Below are 18,521 nucleotides of genomic sequence, written 5' to 3' on the forward strand. Positions count from 1 at the left end.
ATGGGTCGCGTCGCCTCGAGGTCCGTTCCGGCGGCCGGTCGGCAGGCCGCCGGAACAGCTGTTGTGCAGGGTGTTGCCAAGACTTCCTGCTCACGCAACCATCTATCACCGTGACATGTGACGAGGTAATGCAGGTAACTGACCCGATCGAACGTGCGGGGCTTGCCGACGAGCTGATGTGGACGTCACATCCGCAGCGGTCGGCCCTGCGCGCAATCAGGGCCGCCGCCATCAGGCAGGCGCTCGAGGGCGGGTACGCCCCCACCGATCTCGCCAGCCGGATGAAGGTGACGGTCGCCGACGTCGGATGGATGGCGGACCACCCGGTGTCCGTGCTGCCGGCGGCGCCGCGAATGGCCGAGCGGGCGACACGCATCGCCTGAGCTCGCGGTCGGGACCGCGACGAGGGACGTAGTCCGGTCAACGGCGACCGGGCACACCTTTCGCCGGCCCCCTGGAACCGCCGAATCCAGGGGTGGCTCCCGCAGGCGGATCCGCTTTCTGCCTTTCTTCTCGCCAGCTCACCCTTCGCCCTTGGCTCTTCGCTCGTCGCGGAGCAGGGCGACGTCGGCCCGCCGGGCGGCCCCGGTCGCAAAAGCTTGACCTGAAGTCAACTTCAGATATTAGCGTCCGAGCCGGCTCGTGATCCCCCGGCCGTCCGGCCGAGGGGCCGCGCGCCCCGAACGCCGCCGGCGCGCCCACCTGGGACGCGCGGAAAACTGTCGGACCTCCGTGTTCCGATACGTGCGGCCGTACGGACCTCGGCGACGGACAGGTGGTGTTCAGATGAGCATGGAGTTCGCGGCCTGGAACTCGATGTATTCGGCGATGCACGCCCAGGAGGAGCGGCGCCCGTTCTCCCGGGCGACCGTGCGCCGGATCGCGGGATTCGCCCGGCCGCACCGCCGCACCCTGGGCCTGTTCCTGGTGACGAGCATCGCCGGAGCCGTCCTGGCGGTGGCGACGCCGGTGCTGGCCGGCCGGGTCGTCACCGCGATCGTGGACGGCTCCCGCCCCCGCACGGTCATCGTCCTCGCGGCGCTGATCGCGGCGATCGCGGTGGCCGAGGCCGCCCTCGGCGTGCTCAACCGCTGGCTGTCCGCCGGCATCGGCGAGGGCCTCATCCTCGACCTGCGCACCGCGGTGTTCGACCACGTCCAGCGGATGCCGATCGCCTTCTTCACCCGCACCCGCACCGGTGCCCTGGTCAGCCGGCTGAACAACGACGTGATCGGCGCCCAGCGCGCCTTCAGCGACACCCTGTCAGGAGTCGTCGGCAACCTCGTCGCGCTCCTGCTCACCCTCGTCGTCATGATCAGCCTGTCCTGGCAGATCACGCTGCTCGCGCTGGTCCTGCTCCCCGTGTTCGTCCTGCCGGCACGGCGGATGGGCTCCCGCCTCGCCCGCCTGGAGCGCGAGGCCGCGCACCACAACGCCGTCATGGGCTCGCGGATGACGGAGCGCTTCTCCGCCCCCGGCGCCACCCTGATCAAGCTGTTCGGCCGGCCCGCCGACGAATCCGCCCAGTTCGCCCGCCGCGCCCAGCGGGTGCGCGACATCGGCCTGCGCACCGCCATGGTCCAGTGGGTGTTCGTGACGGCCCTGACCCTCGTGTCCGCCCTCGCACTGGCGCTCGTCTACGGGCTGGGCGGCTACTACGCCCTGCGCGGCGAGCTGGAGCCCGGCGCCGTCGTCGCCCTGGCGCTCCTGCTCACCCGCCTCTACGCGCCGCTGACCTCACTGGCCAGCGCCCGGGTGGAGGCGATGAGCGCCCTGGTCAGCTTCGAGCGGGTGTTCGAGATCCTCGACCTCGAGCCCCTCATCGTGGAGCGCCCCGACGCCCGCGTGCTGCCCGCGGGCCCGGTGTCGGTGGAGTTCGACCACGTGCACTTCGCCTACCCCTCGGCCGACGCCGTGTCACTGGCGTCGCTGGAGGAGGTGGCCGTCCTGGACGAGCGCGAGAACGGTGAGGTGCTGCACGACGTCTCGCTGCGGGCCGAGCCGGGCCAGATGATCGCCCTCGTCGGTTCGTCCGGGGCTGGAAAATCGACGATCGCCCAGCTCATCCCGCGTCTCTACGACGTGGGCTCGGGCGCGATCCGACTGTCCGGGGTGGACGTCCGCGACCTGACCGCGGACTCGCTGCGCGAGACCATCGGCATGGTCACCCAGGATGACCACCTCTTCCACGACACCGTGCGGGCGAACCTGCTGCTGGCCAGGCCCGAGGCCACCGAGGCCGAGCTGTGGGACGTGCTGGGCCGGGCCAGGCTGGCGGACCTGGTGACCCAGCTTCCTGACGGGCTGGACACCGTGGTGGGGGAGCGGGGCTACCGCCTCTCCGGCGGGGAGCGCCAGCGCCTCACGATCGCCCGCCTGCTGCTGGCCCACCCCCGGGTGGTGATCCTGGACGAGGCCACCGCGCACCTGGACTCCACGTCCGAGGCGGCCGTGCAGGAGGCGCTCGGCGAGGCGCTGGCCGGCCGGACAGCGCTGGTGATCGCGCACCGGCTCTCCACCGTGCGGTCGGCCGACGTCATCCTCGTCATCGAGGCCGGCCGGATCGTCGAGCGCGGCAGCCACCCCGAGCTCATCGCGGCGGGCGGTCGTTACGCCGAGCTGTACCGGACCCAGTTCGAGCAGCGGGACCCCGTCGCGGAGGTGCCGCTTCAGCCTGCGCCTGCGCTCGCCGGCGCCGAGTAGGCCCGGCGGCGGCGAGCGAGGCGGCGGTTGGCGCGGCAGCGTGCCAGCCATGGCGAGCGTGGCGGCCAGCGCCATGGCGGGCGCGGTGGGTACGGCTGCGCCCGCCACGGCGTGGTCAGCCGGCTGGCAGCGCCTTCGACCACAGGACGCCGCCGGCCGCGTCACGCAGCTCGACGGTCAGCGCGCGGGAGCCGCCGTCGATCGCGAGGCGGCCGAAGAACTGCAGCCCGGCGGAGGGAGGGAGGTTCGACTGGCCGGGCGGAGGCGTCCGGGCGAAGACCTGCTCGGGACCGAAGGTGGGATCGAGCGCGTTGGGGCCGAACGTGCCCGCGTTCAGCGGCCCCGCCACGAACTCCCAGAACGGGTCGAAGTCCCGGGTGGCCGCCCGGTCGGGGTGATAGCTCAGCGCCGCGGTGTAGTGCACGTCCGCGGTGATCCATACGGTGTTGCGCACCCGGTTGCGTCGGATCGCCGAGAGGACCTGCCCGATCTCGACCTCACGACCCAGCGGCACCCCGGGCGAGCCCTGCGCCACTCCCTCGATGGCGGTGGTGCCGTCCGGGACGACGATGCCGAGCGGCAGGTCGTTCGCGATCACCTTCCAGGTCGCCCTGCTCCTGGTCAGGCCATCGATGAGCCAGTCCCGCTGCCGGGTGCCGAGGATCGCCGCGCCGGCCGGATCCGTCTGCCCCACCCCGTTGTTGTTCTTGTAGCTGCGCATGTCCAGGACGAACACGTCCAGCAGCGGGCCGTAGGAGATCTTGCGGTACAGCCGGCCCGCCGGGTCCGGCCGGCCCGGCAGCGTGGGGGTGTACTCGAACAGAGCCTGCCGCGACCGGGCGGACAGGACGTCCACGCGCTTCTCGGTGTACCGGTCATCGGTGAGGATCTCGCCCGGATACCAGTTGTTCGTGGTCTCGTGGTCGTCCCACTGGAACACCCAGGGAACCTCGCGGTTGAACGCGAGCAGGTTCGCGTCCATGAAGTTGTAGCGGAAGTTCCCGCGGAACTCGGCGAGGGTCTCGGCGACCTTGCGCTTCTCGTCGGTGACCAGGTTGCGCCACACACTGCCGTCGGGCAGCGCGACCGTCTCGGCCAGCGGCCCGTCGGCGTAGACGAAGTCACCCGAGCAGATGGCGAAGTCCGGCGACAGCCGGCGCATCGTCTCGAAGATCGTCATTCCGCCGCGGTCGGGGTTGATTCCCCAGCCCTGGCCGCAGACATCACCGGACCACACCAAAGACACGTCCCGGGGGCGGACCGGCGCGGTCCGCAGACGTCCGACCAGGGTCTCGCCGACGCGGCGCGGATCATCCGCCGCCGCCAGCCGCACCCGGTAGAAGACCTCGCTGCCGGGCGGGAGCCCGTTCACGGCGACGACCCCGGTGCGGTCCGTGGCATCGGTGAGACGCGTGACGCCCACCGTCCGCGCCGACCGGAACGACTCGCTGCCTGACACCTCCACGGTCATCAGCGCCGGGCGGTCCGAGCGGGCCCAGATCACGGCGCCGCTGGTGTCGACATCGCCCGCCTGCACCCCGGAGGTGAACGCCGGGCGCCCGCCCAGCACCTGCCCCGGCCCGCCGCCGGCGACCGCCGGCGCACCGGTCGCGGCGCCGGCCCGCCCGGTCCCGCTCCCCAGCCCGACGACGCCGGCGGTCGCCACGACGGCGCCGCCGCGCAGCAGCGCCCGGCGTCCCACTCCGGCCGGCCCGAGCTCCGCCGGACCGTTCTCGAGGGGTGACGTGGATCGGTGGTCAGGTGCGGTCATGAGCGTCCTTCCTCCGGCCGCACCGGCCCCGCGCGCGCCCCGGCGGTCGCCCCCCATGGCCGCCATTCCGCGCGGTGGCTCCGGCGCGGCGTCAGCGCGATGGCCCCCAGCGGGGAGAAGCCTGGCAATCACGGCGATCCGGCGACCGACTCCCCGCCGACGCTCCGCGTACGGCGCGATGAACGTTGCGGAACGCGATGAACATCGCGCAGAGGGATGAGCGCTGCGGATCGGGCGGGCCAGTTAGCCCGGCAGCCGGCCAGCCGGTTGGTGAGGGCCCGATCCCGGCTGGCGAGGTCCAGACCCGGCTGGTGAGGTCAAGAACCCGGCTGGCGAGGTTCTGAACCCGGCCGTGGGCGGCGCGGAACAGCCCCGGTGGCGATCTGGCCCGGTCGGAGGGTGTCTCCGCGTGGGCGCTCCTGACCAGCGCGGATGGGACCACCGGGTGGTCCCATCCGTGAGTGCATAGCCTATGATTTCCGCCCCAAGCGCTGTTTTCTGTGTGGTGCGCCGGAGGGAGACCCTGGATTGGGCGGGCGACCGGGTGTGCCACGGGATACAGAGCGGCGGTCCAGAACGCTCCCGTTCGACCTGCGTGGCGGAGGCCGGCCGCGCCGCAGCGCCTCCTCGCAGCTCTACCGGGTGCTCCTCGGCTTCCTGTCCGTCTTGGTCTTCGCCGTCACCGCGGGTGGATGGGCCGTCTACACGTACGCCAACGGCCGCATCGGGCAGGTCAACCTCGACCTCGGTGACGACCGGCCCGAAGAGTCCGAGGGCGCCACCAACTTCCTGCTCGTCGGCACGGACAGCCGTGCGGGCCTCGAAGGGCAGCGCTCCGATACCACGATCCTCGCCCACTTCGGTGAGGACGAGACCGTGACCATGCTGTCCATCCCGCGCGACACCTACGTCACGATCCCCGAGTACACCGACACCGACGGGCGCAAGCACGCCCGGCACAAGGCCAAGTTCAACTCCGCGATCTCCGACGGCGGCCCGTCGCTGCTGGTCCGCACAATCGAGTCGCTGACCAACATGCGCATCGACCACTACGTCTCGATGGACCTGGCGGGCTTCAAGTCGATCACCGACGCGATCGGCGGCGTGGACGTCTGTGTCCTACCCTCGGACCACAAGGAGTTCGTCGCCGAGAACGGCCGGACGAGCCGCAACACCAACGACCCGATGAGCGGCTTCGTCGGCGGCCCCGGGACGATCCACGTCGGCGGCGAGCAGGCCCTGGCGTTCGTCCGGCAGCGGCACGGCCTGCCCGGCGGCGACATGGACCGCATCCGCCGTCAGCAGCAGTTCATGGGCGCGGTGTTCCACAAGGTCGTCGGCGGCGGGGTCCTGACGAACCCCAGCCAGCTCGAGCAGCTCCTGTCCACGGCCACCGGCGCGCTCACCCTGGACGACAACACCGATCTCCTGGACCTGCGGAAGCTCGCGACCAGGCTGAAGGGCATCGCCTCGGGCGGGGTCGGCATGCAGACCCTGCCGACCCATCCGCCCACACGGGCCGAGGGCGCGGTGAACGACCGCGGCGAGATCCTCGTCGGCGGGCAGCGGGTGTCCGTCCAGTTCTACAATCCGGCTGATCTGGAGCGCATCGTCGCCCCGCTGGGCGGCTCCACAGGTTCGGCCCCGGGCGCCGGCGGCGGCGCCGACGCCACCGAGGTCGCCGTCCAGGTCTTCAACGGCAGCGGGATCGCCGGACTGGCCGCCGACGCCGTCGACGAGCTGAACGGCAAGGGCTTCCGGGCAACCAACGCCGGCAACGCCTCCACCAGCAACTACGTGACCTCGCGGGTCCGCTTCGGTACCGGCCTGGACGCCGCGGCGGCCACCCTGCAGACCCTCGTCCCCGGGGCACGCCTCGAGAGCGACTCCGGCATCGACGGGCTCCAGCTGATCCTCGGATCGTCCTTCGACGGCATCGCCGACGTCCCGGTCACGGCTCCCGCGGCCGCTCCGGCCGCCACCGGCGCCGAGACCGCCGCCGCCGGTACCACGGCAGCCGGAACCGTCCCCGGCGCGCCCGCGCCCCCCGCCGCGGCCACCCCACCCCCCGCGCCGAACTGCACGTACTAGCACATGATCATGGGATCGCCTGTGCCGCAGTCGTTCCTAAAGATCAACGATCTTAACGGTCCGCATTCCGTCCTCTTGATCTTGAGGGGGGTCGAACAGTCCGCCGATGATCTTTCGGGCGCGGTCGTCCGCACCCTTGATCTTGTGTGCGTACGTCCGCAACACCGTCTCCGGCCGGTCGCCTAGGTACTCCGCCACGACGTTCACAGGCACGCCCTGATCAAGGAGGGTCGACGCGAACGTGTGCCGCAGGGTGTGGAACGTCGCGTCAGGCAGACCGGCGTCATCAGCGGCCTGTCGGACCACGCGGGTAGCAGCGTGCCGGGTGATCGGTGAGCCGTCCGCGCGGATCAGGCGGCCGTCGGGCCCTGGCGAGCCCGCAAGGCCGCTCAGCGCGTCCGTGACGTACGCGGGCACGGGCACCGTGCGGGTTGGGGGTCCTGGCGGACGTCTTCACCGGCACCAGGCCGTAGGGCGGCTTACGGTCCTGCTGACGGTCGATCGTCACGGCCCGCCCGAGGAAGTTCACCTGGTCGTCCGTGAGCCCGAGGACTTCGGACAGGCGCGCGCCCGTGCCGGCCCCGACGATGGCCAACGGCCGAAGGTGGTCCGGCATGGCCTTGATGAACCGAGCAAGCTCCGCCGGCTCCAACGCCTGGACCGTCGTGGGCGGGATCGGGGGCAACTTGACTCCGACGCACGGCGACCACGTCAGCACGCGCGCTTGCAACGCTGCCCGGAAAACCGCGCTCATGTAGGTGTAGTCGCGGTAGGGACCGCCCTTACGGGCGGCCCCCCGCACAGATCCCAGCGAGCGGAACTACCGCACTGGGCTCCTGCCTCGGGTATTGGCGTCGAGCCGAACGGTAGGCAGGGGATGTCGGACCTTTGCGGTCGGTAGCCACCTGTTCGCGATGGGCCCCATCCGTCCCCAGTTCAGGTGCCCGCGCTGACTACGGCGCGATAGCGCCTTGTGCCAGGCATGGAGCACCTCGTAGCGGAATGAAGCCGTCGCGTTCATGTTGCCGGGCACGGCATAGCAGTTCAGGTGGCCGTTGACCACGCTGCGCAACCATTGCCCCTGGACGGGGATGGGTAGGTGGCTGCGCCGCTTCGCTTCGACCTTGATCTCGCGTGGCTTCGCCGCCATCCGCCTCTTGTCCGTGACCCGCCGCACCCAGAAGTAGCCCCGCTTGCCCGTCGCGCAGATGTGCGTGAAGCCCAGGAAGCTGAACGTCTCGGGTTTGCCCTGCCCATGCCGCGACCGGTTCCGGGCGGCGAACCGCCCGAACTCGATCAGCCGGGTCTTGTCGGGATGCAACCCCAGGCCGAACTTCGCGAACCTGTCCCGAAGATCGACAAGGAACCGCCGCGCGTCATCCTCGTACTCGAAGCCGGCGACAGCGTCGTCAGCAAAACGCACGGTGATCACATCACCACGCGCCTGGCGATTCCGCCACCACCGCACCCACAGGTCAAAGACGTGGTGCAGGTACACGTTAGCGAGCAGCGGCGATACCGAAGCCCCCTGCGGTGACCCTTCCATTGTCTGTGACCACGCGCCGTTCTCGATGACTCCCGCGCTCAGCCATTTCTGGACCAGGCGCAGGATCCGTTTGTCCGCGATCCGGTGCTCAAGGAACTTGACCAGCCATTGATGACTGAGGCTGGAAAAGAAATCCCGGATGTCCAGGTCGAGCACCCAGCTCACCTTCTTCCGCTGGATCCCGACCGCGAGCGCGTCGAGCGCCATGTGCTGGCTTCGCCCCGGCCGAAACCCGTACGAAAAGCCGAGGAAGTCCTCCTCGTAGATGGCGTTCAGCACCTCGACGACCGCCCGCTGGACAATCTTGTCCTCTAGCGTGGCGATACCGAGCGGCCGCTGCCGCCCGTCCGCCTTCGGGATGTACACCCTCCGCGAGGGACTCGCCCGGTAACGCCCCGAATGGATCCGGGCGTGCAGGTCCCGCAGGTTACCCTGAAGGTCCCGCCCATACTCCCGCCACGTCACTCCGTCCACGCCGGGCGCGGCCTGCGGGCGGATCGCCCGGTACGCCGCCTCCAGGCGGTCCAGGTCCACGTGGTGGAGTAGCGCGGTGAACCGCATTCCCTTGTCCTGCCGTGCGGCTAGGCGCACACGATCCAATCGCTGGGATCTGTGCGGGGGGCCCCGTAAGGGCGGTCCCTACCGCGACTATCGGTCGATGCCCTGGTGTTGGTGGGCGCTCTTGTCCTCTTGTGGAATTCGCGGCTCGGTGGGGATGTGAAGCGCGCGCTACCCCGATTCGCGGTTGGGCTCGCTTCGGTCGCAAGTTTGGCCGCGAACGTCTTGCACTCGGAATCGAGCGCAACGGCGCGCGTGATCGGCGCGTGGCCTGCCGTCGCCTTGTTCGTCGGGTGGGAACTCTGCCTCTACATGATCAAGCACAAGATGCCTGCCCGAGGAACCGCGACCGACCGCCGACCGGACCACCTTCGCGCGACCGCGCGACCGGTCACCCGACCGACCACGACCGGCCACGGCGACCGGACGGCGGTCACGGCGACCGGCCGAACGGCTCTCGGTTCGGCAGACCGACCAGGCCCACAAGGTCATGACCGGTCGGTCGACCAGGACGACCGCCTGAGCCTGCCTCAGGCGACCGCGACCGGTCACCCGACCGGCCAGGACGAACAGGCAGGAGTCGGGGCAGAGCGACCGGCCTACGGCCAGGAACCGACCAGCGACCAGGCGACCGACCGCGAGACCGACCAGGACGACCAGGTGACCGCGACCGCCACCGTGCGACCAGTCAGGCGACCGGACGCGACCTGCCGTGCGACCGGTCGACCTGCGGTCACGACCGCGACCGCGACCAGGGGTTGCCCGGGATGCGGTCGCGACCAGGCGGACGACCGGCCGTGCTCCGAACGGTGCCGGTCACGGGTGCGACGTCGCGCGAAGTCGAGCGCGTAGGGGGAAGGTCGGGAACGGAAGTCCGGCTAGCGATCGGGCTAGTCCTGTCTTCCGCACGTGCGTGCGGTGAGACAGCTACGTGATGTCTTGTTCGGATCACGTCGGGATGGCCGCGATCGGTAGTGACGGGCCTGGGACTGTTCCTGGCTGTGACGGTCGCGATGGACTACGGGCCGCCGAGCGTCGAGAAGCCGCTCGGCGCGCTCCCTGTCGTGCGTGACTACCTGGCCCGCCTCGATGTCGCGGGCACGATCGATCGACTCGCCCCGATGCGTGACAAGGTCAACCGGGCCACCCACGGCGACGTGATCGCCGCACTGGTCGCGAACCGGCTGACCTCGCCGACCCCGCTGCTGCACGTCGAACGGTGGGCACGGGACTGGGCGGTCGAAGAGATGTTCGGTATCGCGCCGGACGTGTTGAACGACGACCGGGTCGGTCGGGCGCTTGACGCGCTCGCCCCGGTCTGCGAGGCCGTGGTCGGTTCGGTCGGTGCCGCGGCGATCGCCGCGTTCGACCTCGACCTGTCCCGTGTCCACTGGGACATGACATCGATCTCGCTGCACGGCGCCTATCCCGAGATCGACGGCGACTACGCGACCCCGAAGTACGGCCACCCGAAGGACCGCCGCCCCGACCTCAAACAGGTCCAGACCGGGCTCGCGGTCACCGGTGACGGCGGGATCCCGCTGCTGCACCGCGCCTACGACGGCGGCGCCGGTGAGGTCTGTCAGGTCACCGGCGCGATGCGGGCCCTGGCCGGGCTCGCCGGCCCCCGACAGTTCCTGCTGGTCGGCGACAGCAAACTCGTCTCCTACGCGAATCTGACCGCGTTGACGTCCACGCCCGGGGTCACGTTCCTCGCCCCGGCACCGAAAACCGTCGTGCCCGGCCAGGTCCTGGCCGCCCAGGACTGGGCCACCGCCACACTCGTCGGCTATGTCGCGGCCCGTGACCAGGACAAACCCTTCCACCAGCGGGCGGCCTACCGTGTCCGGGAAGGCGTCACCACCCTGCGGGGACCCCGGAAGAAAGACCCGCCGGTCACCGTGCGCACGGTGTTCGTCTGGTCGTCGGCGAACGACCAGGCCGCGAAAGCCGCCCGCGCGCTGAAACTCGGCCGCGCCCGCACCGACCTCGACACCCTCACCCGCGCCGCGGGCAGCCACCACCTCTACCGCACCGAGGCCGCGGTGCAGGCCCGCCTGACCCTCCTGGCGACGAAACACCGCGTCACCCGCTACCTCCACGCCACCACCAGCGTCGACCCGGACACCGGGAAACCGGCCCTGGCCTGGAACTTCGACTCCGCCGCGCTCGACGCCGAGGCTGCCACCGACGGCTGGTACGCGCTGCTGACCAACCTGCCTGACGACGTCGGCCCGGCTGAGGTCCTCGCCCGCTACAAAGGGCAGGAAGTCGTTGAACGTCGCTACGGCGCGTTCAAGGGCCCGCTCGCGGTCGCCCCGATGTTCCTGCACTCCAACCAGCGGATCCACGCCCTCATCCACGTGATCTGCCTGGCCCTGCTCGTCTTCTGCCTGGTCGAACGCCAAGCCCGGCTCGGTACCGGCCCTGACGGGAAGATCCCCGGCATCTACGCCGGTCGTCCCGCCCGCCCCACCGGAGCACTGGTCCTCGGCGCACTGAGCAGGCTGCGCCTCGTGCCCGCCCGCGGCGACCAGCCTGCCTACATCCCCCGCCCATCGGCGCTGCACCAGCACCTCCTCGACATTCTCGGCGTCGATCCCACCCGGCCACCTTGATCGGAAACCGGGCCGGTCAACCCATCGAAATCCCATGTGCGGAAGACAGGGCTAGTCGGGCTCGCCGAGCCGCCGCACAGAACGAAGGTGGGTCCGATGTGACCTGGTGTGACGACCGGTGCCGGTCGGTCTGGCAGGTCAAGAACGCTTCGCGTTCTTGACGCTACCCGACCGCGTCAAGGTCGTGACACACGGGTCATGTCGGACCGTTCGCGCGTGCGGGCTCGGGAGACCGGGCGCCCGATGGGCGCTACCGGTGCCGGGCGGGGGCGGGCAAGATCAACACTGCGGCTGTCGCCCGAGCAAGATCCTGTCCGTTCCCAAGGATCATGAGAAGTGTCGGAGGCCGTGACCTGGTTTTTCTCAAGTGCGGGGGACGTCCGGGACCGGGCGAGTCCCATCGGAGCTGAGAATTTCGGCGACCGGACGATCGTCATAGTGATGTGATGGCCGTTGGTGAGGGAGGTCCGGGCGTGGCTGACGACCGATGCGTGTTCTGCGCGGTCGTGCGGGGTGCGCCCGCCGTCCCGTGTAGGAGGACACATGGAACGCGGTGAAGTCTGGTGGGTGGACTTCGATGAGCGGCGGCCGGTCGTTCTGCTCTCGGGAGAGGAGCCCGGTGGGTTCCGGGCCATACAGGTCGTCGCTCCAGCGAACATCGAGATCAGCGGCGTGGCTGTCGAGGTGGCAGTAGGCGCCCCCGAGGGACTGCCCCTGGGCGGTGCCCTGCGAGTCGCGCTCCCACGCCCAGGCCTCATTCCTTGCACGTGGCTGGTCACCCTGACCAGGGCAGACCTGATCGAGAAGGCCGGACGTCTGTCGCCCGCGAAGCTCGGCGAGCTCGACGAAGCTCTCCGTCTCAGTGGCCTGGAGCAGGTGGACGCTGCGGGAGCCGATGGTTGATGATCGTAGAGCCGTTGGCAGGTCGCTACGGGTCCATTGGTCGCGAAGGTCGTCGATCCAGCGACAGAGGGGCTCGACGGAACATCAGCCGACACACGCCGATCAACTTCTCAGACCCACCGGGACTTCTCAGATCACTTCTTGGCTCCCACGGAACTTCTCATGATCCTTGGGAACGGACAGATCCGAAGTTGGCGCCCGATTCGTCGCGCATCCTGACGCATGAGAAGTGAACATTATCGGGTGTTAGACCGTGCATCAGGCGTCACGCCCAAATCACCACGCAAAGTGCGGATAGGCCAGATCGGACCGCGAATCGGCGAGCCAAAATGCCTGGTATGTAAGGGGATCGCCGTACCTACTGACCGTGGGATGTCCACCCGACCGCGGGACGCCGTAGTCGGCCCGGGGGCTGACCGGGGTGCCGGGCGGGTCATTCGGGGTCCGGTTCGTCCGTCGCGTGGCTGGCGGAGCCCTTCGGGATCCGTTGGCGTGGACTCAGCGCGACCCAGTCCTGGGCCCAGGCGGACAGCGGCTCCAGAACGCCCAACAGCCGGCGCCCATGGCTGGTCAGGCGGTACTCGCCGACCTCGTCGACCTCGACCAGGCCGGCTTCGCGCAGCTCGCGCATCCGCTGCGAGAGCTGGGACTCCGGCGCGCCGACCCGTCCGGCGAGAGACCGGAAGGAGGACGAACCGCCGCGAAGGCTCCAGAAGGCGGCCAGCGCGTACCGGCGCCCCAGCAGTTCCAGGATGGCGGCGAGCTCCTCCGGCACACCGGCCGCAGCCTGCCCGGAGCCGGAGCCGGAGCCGGAGCCGGAGCCAGGCCCGGACCCGGCACCTGACCCCGGCGTGGCACCGCCGGCATGCGTGGACGTCCGCCGGCCGCCGGGGCCGCGTCGCCCCCGGTCAGCGCGCACGGACACCGTTGTGGCCGCCGGCGGCCGGGTGGACCCGTGCCGAGCGCTCGCCAGCGGGACGGACCCGGACGGCCTGTAGCCAGACCGCCCGGAACCGGCGTTTCCTGGAGTGGTCCCCCAAGTGGGGCAGGGCCGGCACTGCGGTGTGGTGGGAGATGCTGGTCGTCGTCAGCGCGAGTGCACCCCCACACCGTTGGAGCTGTGCGCTCCCAGGGACGCGGCGAAGGTGGTGCCGTCGCTGTCCTGGGCGCTGCCCAGCACGGTGCGGACCCGCTGGGCGAGGGCGCCGGCCTGGGCGGAGACCACCCCGGCGACGCTCTGGACCTCCGGGCGTTCCCTGACTTCGCGCGCCTGGCGCATGATCGCGTCGTAGTGGTCACGCCCCGCACGGGCACCGAGGACGTACCCGATGCCGAGGGCAACGACCACACTGGGCCTGATGCGCATGGTTCCTCCCGGGGCAGGGGCCGGGCGTTCGCGGCTGACACCGCGCTTGCTCCGGCTTGTCACAGGCTTGTTTACTACCCCACCGACAGCCGTGCCGGAACCTCAGGTAGGCTGACGACGTCAGGCACGATCCGTCGCCGCCAGCCGCCCGGTTCGGGCGGCTAGATCCAGGCGGCACGGCGGCCAGGCCGCGGAGCATCTGGTCGCTCGGCGGAACCTGGGCGGTTCGGGCCTGGCGGAGATGACGGTCCCGCGTAGCTCAATTGGCAGAGCAGCCGGCTGTTAACCGGCAGGTTATAGGTTCGAGTCCTATCGCGGGAGCATTTGCCCAGGTCAGAGACCTGCACCCTCCTTCTCGTGTAGATCATCTCCACAGATTATCCACACTTTATGGGTCGTGCCTGGCCACAGGTTTGCCGTCGAACCGAGATCGCGTGGCCGACCTCCTGCGCCCGCCTCGCGCGCGGTGCGTGATCGAGAGAATGTGACTGGCGCCACATCGATCTTGGTTGTGGTCCCTCGTGGAAGTGCGCTCTCGCGTCGGTCTGTGGACGACGGGCGATCCGCGCAACGCCCTCGGAGGTCCGCCGAAGGCGGACCTCCCTATGTGCCGGTGCCGATCGGGTGACCACGGCGGCGTGGTCGGGAACCTCTGTCCGTGGCCTTCAAGATCGTATCCAGATTGTCTTGCCGGGGTACCGCCGTGGCGCGTCGCCGGATGATGGCGGGAGGTGGCAGGGCTGCCATCGCATGGCTTCGCGGGGCGTGGAGTGATGTACAGGTGTCATCTCGGGCATTCAGGCCAAACTGATGATCATCCGATGTCTGGCAGATGCGGCCTGAGTGTGGGTCGGCCTCCCCTGTTGCTGCGCGAGTCTCGCTGCAATGCTGCGGATGGTGGCCTCGTGGCGTGCACCGCCGACGCCGCAGGCGGCCGTTCACCGCTCGTCAGGCGTCGAGGGCCCTGTCCGCAGGAGATCCTGCGGACAGGGCCCTCGATGGCTATCGGCTGGAGGTGAGGCCGGCGGTGAAGTGTGCGACGCGGTCGCGGTCGGGGCGGAATTCGATGCTCGCGGCGATGATGTCTATGCCGGCGCGGGGCCTGCCGTTTTCCCGGTCGGTCCACAGGTTGGTCTGGATGTCGGCGACGCGGATGACGAGCCAGTCGGCGATGTTCAGGGAGGCGTCGCGGACCTGGGTGGCGAGGTTGTCGTAGGCCTTGACGGTGAAGTAGCGCATTTTGCCTTCCCGGACTCCTTCGGAGGTGACTCGGTCGGGGAGGCGGAGTCCGAGGGGGATGGCGGCCCAGATGCCGGAGCGGCGCCTGAGGTCTCCGATGTGGACCTTGTGACTGACGTATCCGGCGATCGTGCAGTCGATCATTCCGTGCATGGCGACCTCCTCGGGCGGGGAGGGTTTGACCGCCGGGTGGCGGCCTGGTCTGTGTTTCCCTTCCCGGCGTTTTGGTCGGTGGCGTCGGGCGATGGGGTGTGTCAGCCGGGCGGCCGTCCGGTCAAGATGTTCCACGGCCCGGAAATCGTGAACGGTGAAGATCGGATTCATGTCGGGTCGTGGAAGATCTGTGAACGGGCGGAAGAGAGCCCGGTTGACACGCCACTTTCCGCCCGGCGCATGCTGACCGAGCCGGGAGGGAATACGCGGATCTCGGGCCGCCAGGGGTGGTGAATCCGACGGTCCACAGGGGCGACGCGGAAACGATGATGATGGATTCCGCGAGTTGGCGGCATGCGGAACAGATGGCGGGGCCCGGACGCCGGTTCCCCGGCCGCGATGCCCGGTGAGTTGACGACGGTGAACGCGCGAACCGTCAGGCGTCGGGGCGGGGTTGTCGCAGTTCGCGGGCGAGGTCTACCTGTTCGACGCCGGGGCGGTCGAGTCCGGCGAGGTCGGCGAGGGTCCAGGCGATCTGCAGGATGCGGGTTGTCTCGGCCTGGGCGGCTACCGAGTCGGGCTGGGCGTGCTGCGCGGCGCGCAATACTGCTCGGGGCAGTGGCCAGAACCGGTCCAGGATGGGGCGGGGGAGCTGGGCGTTGTGCTGCCAGGGGGTGCGCCGGAGCCGGGTGGCCATGGCCTGGCGTGCCTGGGAGACCCGGGCGGCGACGATCGCTGTTGATTCTCCTCGGCCCTCCTCCCGATGCGGCTCGTCGGATCGGATCCGGGGCAGCGTGACGCGCAGGTGGCAGTGATCCCGGATCGGTGTGGGGATGCGGGCGAGGTAGCGGCGCCGAATCCGGGGAGTGCAGGCGCAGCCCGAGTCGGTGGTGAAGATCGGTTGGGGGCAGGGGCAGGGGCAGGGTCTGCTGGTCAGAACGAGCAGGAACGCTGCGGGCAGGGTCACCGTCGTCGGCCAGACGGGGATCTCGACGCGGCCGGTGGAAAGGGGCTGCCACAGCCCCTGCAGGGTGCCGGGGGTGAACTCGGGGGCGTCCGCAAGGAGCAGGAGGCCGCGGTGGGCCTGGCTGACGATCCCGGGCCGGATCTGCGTGGCGCGTGTCGCCGAGCCGAACAGGGCCCCGGCGGTGGTGCTGTGGTGGGGCGCCCGCCAGGGCGGTTGGGTGATCAAGGTGGCGTGGGCGGGCAGCACGCCGGCGGCGGAGTGCAGCGCGGTGACCTCGAGGGATTCGGTGTGCGTGAGGGGTGGGAGCAGGCCTGGGATGCGGTCGGCCAGCATCCGTGTCGCGCTGCCGGTGCCGCCGGTCAGGAACAGGTGATGGCCTCCCGCCGCGGCGACTTCGGCCGCCAGGCGACCGCGCGGCCCGACCGGGACGTCGGCGAGGTCGACCTGCCTGTCGGCCTCGGCGGTGCCAGTGGGCGCTGGAGGGATGGTCGTCGACTGTTCCTGGCCCTGGAGGAGCCGGACCAGAGCGGTGAGGTCGGGAACGGCTTCCACCGTCACGCCCGGAGCGAGGGCGGCTTCGGTCGCGTTCGCGGTCGGCACGACGACACGCGGTATACCCGCTTCGACCGCGGCGAGGACGGCGGGGAGTACACCTCGTCCCGGCAGGAGACGTCCGTCGAGGCCGAGTTCGCCGATCAGAGCCCGGTCGGCGAGCGCGTCGTGGGGCAGGATCCCGGCTGCGGCGAGGATGGCCGCGGCGATCGGGAGGTCGAGCAGGGGGCCGGCCTTCGGCATCGTGGCGGGAAACAGACCGATGGTGAGCTGCTGGTGTGGCCAGGGGATGCCGGAGTTGAAGACGGCGGCGCGCAGCCGGTCCCTGATCTCGTGGGCCTGGTCGTCGGGAAAGCCGATGATGTCCAGCCGGGGACTGCCGTCGCCGATGGTGGCTTCGACGTCAATGGGGTATCCCTGCGCTCCGACGAGGGCGATGGATCGGGTCTGTACGTGGTCCATGGCAGTCTCACCGAGACCCGGGCTGATCGGGCTGGTCGGGCTGAACAGGCGGGTTGGCGGCGAGGCGTTCGACGTCGGCGAGGGCGTAGCCCCAAGTTTCGAGTTGGGTGAGGTAACGCCGCAGGGCGGGCGTGGGGTGCTGCCAGCTGTCGACGGCGCCGGCGGAGTGCTCGTGGGCGCCGAGGATGAGGGCGAGGGTCAGTATCTGGGCGCGGTGCTCGCCGGCCTGCGCGATCAGCTCGGTGAGGCGGGCGGGGGTGAGCGGGGAGTCGGTGGTGCCGAGGAGGAGCCGGGCGGTGGGGTGGTGCTGGTCGAGGGCTCGGGTCAGGTCGTGGTGTGCGGTGGCGAGCTGGTCGGCGACGAACCGGCTCGTGCCCTTCGGCGGGGTTCGGCGCGCGAGGAAGGTACGTAGCCAGCCGCGGCGGACGGCGGTGGCTGACTGCCACGCCTGAGTGTTCTCGAGGATCTGCTGGCGGCGGGCAACCTCCTCCGCGGACGGCTGTTCGGCGGGCCCGGCGGATCTGCCTTCGCTTCCGTCTCCGCGCGAGGCGTCCTCGGCACCCCCGGCGCTGTCGGTGGCGCGGTGAGCGTGGTCTCGGCTGGTGTCGTCGTCGCTGTCGGTGTCCGCGGTGTCGCCCGGGTGGCGGCTGGTGTCGGTGGCTGGGGTGGCGTACCGGTGGATGTGGCCGTAGGCGTCCGGGTGGGTGCACACGTATTCGGGGAGGTAGGTGACCTGGAACGGCCCGCTGCCGGTGATGTCGTAGTCCTGGATGAGGTAGGCGGCGTGGCCGGGGCAGGAGGTGTGGTCGGCGGGGGTGAGCGGAGTGCGGTCGTGGTCGAGCAGGGACAGCCTGCAGGCCGGGTCGGTGGGAGTGGGCCGGTTGATGATCCGCACGCCGTTCTGGCGCAGCTCGTCGAGGACGCGGTTGCGGGCCTGCTGATCGGCGCGGGCGTCGCGGAGCCGCTGGGCGGTGTGGTCGAAGCCGCCGGCGCTGGTGCCGGTAGCGCGGATGAGGGTGGCGACGGCGTCGGGGTCGTCGGCGAACTCGGCGATGACCACGGCCTGGAACAGGTCGAGTCCGTGCTCGGTGAGCGCGTCGCGGGCGGTGGGGGAGCCGGCGACGGTCAGCGCGGCCTCGACGTGCCGGCGCGGGGCGCGGAGACGCCGGGCGATCTTCGTGGGGGTCAGGCCGAAGACAGCGAGCTGGCCGACGGCGTGGACCTGGTCGCGGGTGTCCAGCGCGCTCCGGTGCTGGTTCTCCGCCCACTGAGTGACGATCCGGCTGATCTCGGCGGCCTGGTCGTCGCTGTCGTCCCCGATGATGAGGACCGGCACGGTGGCCAGGCCGGCGTGCAGGGCGGCTCGGGTTCGGCGTTCTCCGTGACGGACTCGCATCCCGTCTGGGGCCTGCACGGCGATGATCGGGATGAGGACGCCGTTGTCGCGGATGGATGCGAGGAAGTCCGCGTCCAGGTCGGCGTCGGAGCGGATGTTGCGGTCCAACAGCAGGCTGGCCGGGTCGACGTGGGTGACCTGCAGGTCGGGTGGGGCAGGCATGGGCAACCTCTCCTACGGTGGTGGTGGAGGCGAG

14 protein-coding genes and 1 tRNA gene are annotated in these 18,521 nt (G+C 70.4%); 7 read left to right on the forward strand and 8 right to left on the reverse strand.

The features are described from left to right. Positions 1–128: 128 nt before the first annotated feature. Positions 129–383, forward strand: coding sequence for a hypothetical protein (locus FRANEAN1_RS06420; RefSeq protein WP_020458932.1), 255 nt, complete (start codon positions 129–131; stop codon positions 381–383). Positions 384–786: 403 nt separating this feature from the next. After that, complete coding sequence (locus FRANEAN1_RS06425; protein ID WP_020458933.1) at positions 787–2,703, forward strand: ABC transporter ATP-binding protein; 1,917 nt, start codon at positions 787–789, stop codon at positions 2,701–2,703. Between the two features lie 115 nt (positions 2,704–2,818). Here FRANEAN1_RS06425 and FRANEAN1_RS06430 read toward each other — a convergent pair whose 3' ends face one another. After that, positions 2,819–4,474, reverse strand: coding sequence for an alkaline phosphatase D family protein (locus tag FRANEAN1_RS06430; protein WP_083788171.1), 1,656 nt, complete (start codon positions 4,472–4,474; stop codon positions 2,819–2,821). A gap of 546 nt (positions 4,475–5,020) precedes the next feature. On the opposite strand from FRANEAN1_RS06430, the gene FRANEAN1_RS06435 reads away from it, so the two are divergent. Beyond that, positions 5,021–6,565: an LCP family protein gene (locus tag FRANEAN1_RS06435; RefSeq protein WP_347176998.1), complete on the forward strand. Its 1,545-nt coding sequence runs from the start codon at positions 5,021–5,023 to the stop codon at positions 6,563–6,565. Positions 6,566–6,601: 36 nt separating this feature from the next. On the opposite strand, the gene FRANEAN1_RS06440 is transcribed toward FRANEAN1_RS06435, so the two are convergent. After that, positions 6,602–6,982, reverse strand: a complete 381-nt coding sequence (locus FRANEAN1_RS06440; protein WP_198145462.1) for a tyrosine-type recombinase/integrase — start codon at positions 6,980–6,982, stop codon at positions 6,602–6,604. Positions 6,983–7,385: 403 nt separating this feature from the next. Continuing rightward, positions 7,386–8,672 carry a group II intron reverse transcriptase/maturase gene (gene ltrA / locus FRANEAN1_RS06450; RefSeq protein ID WP_020458937.1) on the reverse strand — a complete coding sequence of 429 codons (1,287 nt, stop codon included), beginning with the start codon at positions 8,670–8,672 and terminating at the stop codon, positions 7,386–7,388. Between the two features lie 971 nt (positions 8,673–9,643). Here ltrA and FRANEAN1_RS06460 point away from each other — a divergent pair. Beyond that, the gene (locus FRANEAN1_RS06460; protein ID WP_347176729.1) at positions 9,644–11,287 is read left to right on the forward strand and encodes an IS1634 family transposase; all 1,644 of its coding nucleotides are present in this window, start codon (positions 9,644–9,646) and stop codon (positions 11,285–11,287) included. A 543-nt stretch (positions 11,288–11,830) separates the two neighbouring features. After that, complete coding sequence (locus FRANEAN1_RS06465) at positions 11,831–12,190, forward strand: type II toxin-antitoxin system PemK/MazF family toxin (protein WP_020458940.1); 360 nt, start codon at positions 11,831–11,833, stop codon at positions 12,188–12,190. 433 nt (positions 12,191–12,623) lie between these two features. Here the strand turns inward: FRANEAN1_RS06465 and FRANEAN1_RS06470 are convergent, their stop codons facing one another. Then, positions 12,624–13,109, reverse strand: a complete 486-nt coding sequence (locus FRANEAN1_RS06470; RefSeq protein ID WP_347176999.1) for a helix-turn-helix domain-containing protein — start codon at positions 13,107–13,109, stop codon at positions 12,624–12,626. Positions 13,110–13,277: 168 nt separating this feature from the next. Next, positions 13,278–13,556, reverse strand: a complete 279-nt coding sequence (locus FRANEAN1_RS06475; protein ID WP_020458943.1) for a hypothetical protein — start codon at positions 13,554–13,556, stop codon at positions 13,278–13,280. 248 nt (positions 13,557–13,804) lie between these two features. On the opposite strand from FRANEAN1_RS06475, the gene FRANEAN1_RS06480 reads away from it, so the two are divergent. Next, positions 13,805–13,877: transfer RNA gene (locus tag FRANEAN1_RS06480), tRNA-Asn, on the forward strand. Positions 13,878–14,558: 681 nt separating this feature from the next. Here the strand turns inward: FRANEAN1_RS06480 and FRANEAN1_RS43065 are convergent. Further along, positions 14,559–14,795, reverse strand: coding sequence for a hypothetical protein (locus FRANEAN1_RS43065; protein WP_347177000.1), 237 nt, complete (start codon positions 14,793–14,795; stop codon positions 14,559–14,561). A gap of 99 nt (positions 14,796–14,894) precedes the next feature. On the opposite strand from FRANEAN1_RS43065, the gene FRANEAN1_RS40705 reads away from it, so the two are divergent. Continuing rightward, entirely contained in the window at positions 14,895–15,242 is a 348-nt protein-coding gene (locus FRANEAN1_RS40705; RefSeq protein ID WP_198145720.1) for a hypothetical protein, read from the forward strand. A gap of 142 nt (positions 15,243–15,384) precedes the next feature. On the opposite strand, the gene FRANEAN1_RS06490 is transcribed toward FRANEAN1_RS40705, so the two are convergent. Together FRANEAN1_RS06490 and FRANEAN1_RS06495 are read right to left on the reverse strand one after the other, a co-directional pair. Further along, positions 15,385–16,929 carry an ATP-binding protein gene (locus FRANEAN1_RS06490; RefSeq protein WP_020458946.1) on the reverse strand — a complete coding sequence of 515 codons (1,545 nt, stop codon included), beginning with the start codon at positions 16,927–16,929 and terminating at the stop codon, positions 15,385–15,387. Positions 16,930–16,936: 7 nt separating this feature from the next. Continuing rightward, positions 16,937–18,487, reverse strand: a complete 1,551-nt coding sequence (locus FRANEAN1_RS06495) for a ParB N-terminal domain-containing protein (protein ID WP_020458947.1) — start codon at positions 18,485–18,487, stop codon at positions 16,937–16,939. Between the last annotated feature and the right edge of the window lie 34 nt (positions 18,488–18,521).

The organism is Parafrankia sp. EAN1pec, from assembly GCF_000018005.1.
Lineage (GTDB): Bacteria > Actinomycetota > Actinomycetes > Frankiales > Frankiaceae > Parafrankia > Parafrankia soli.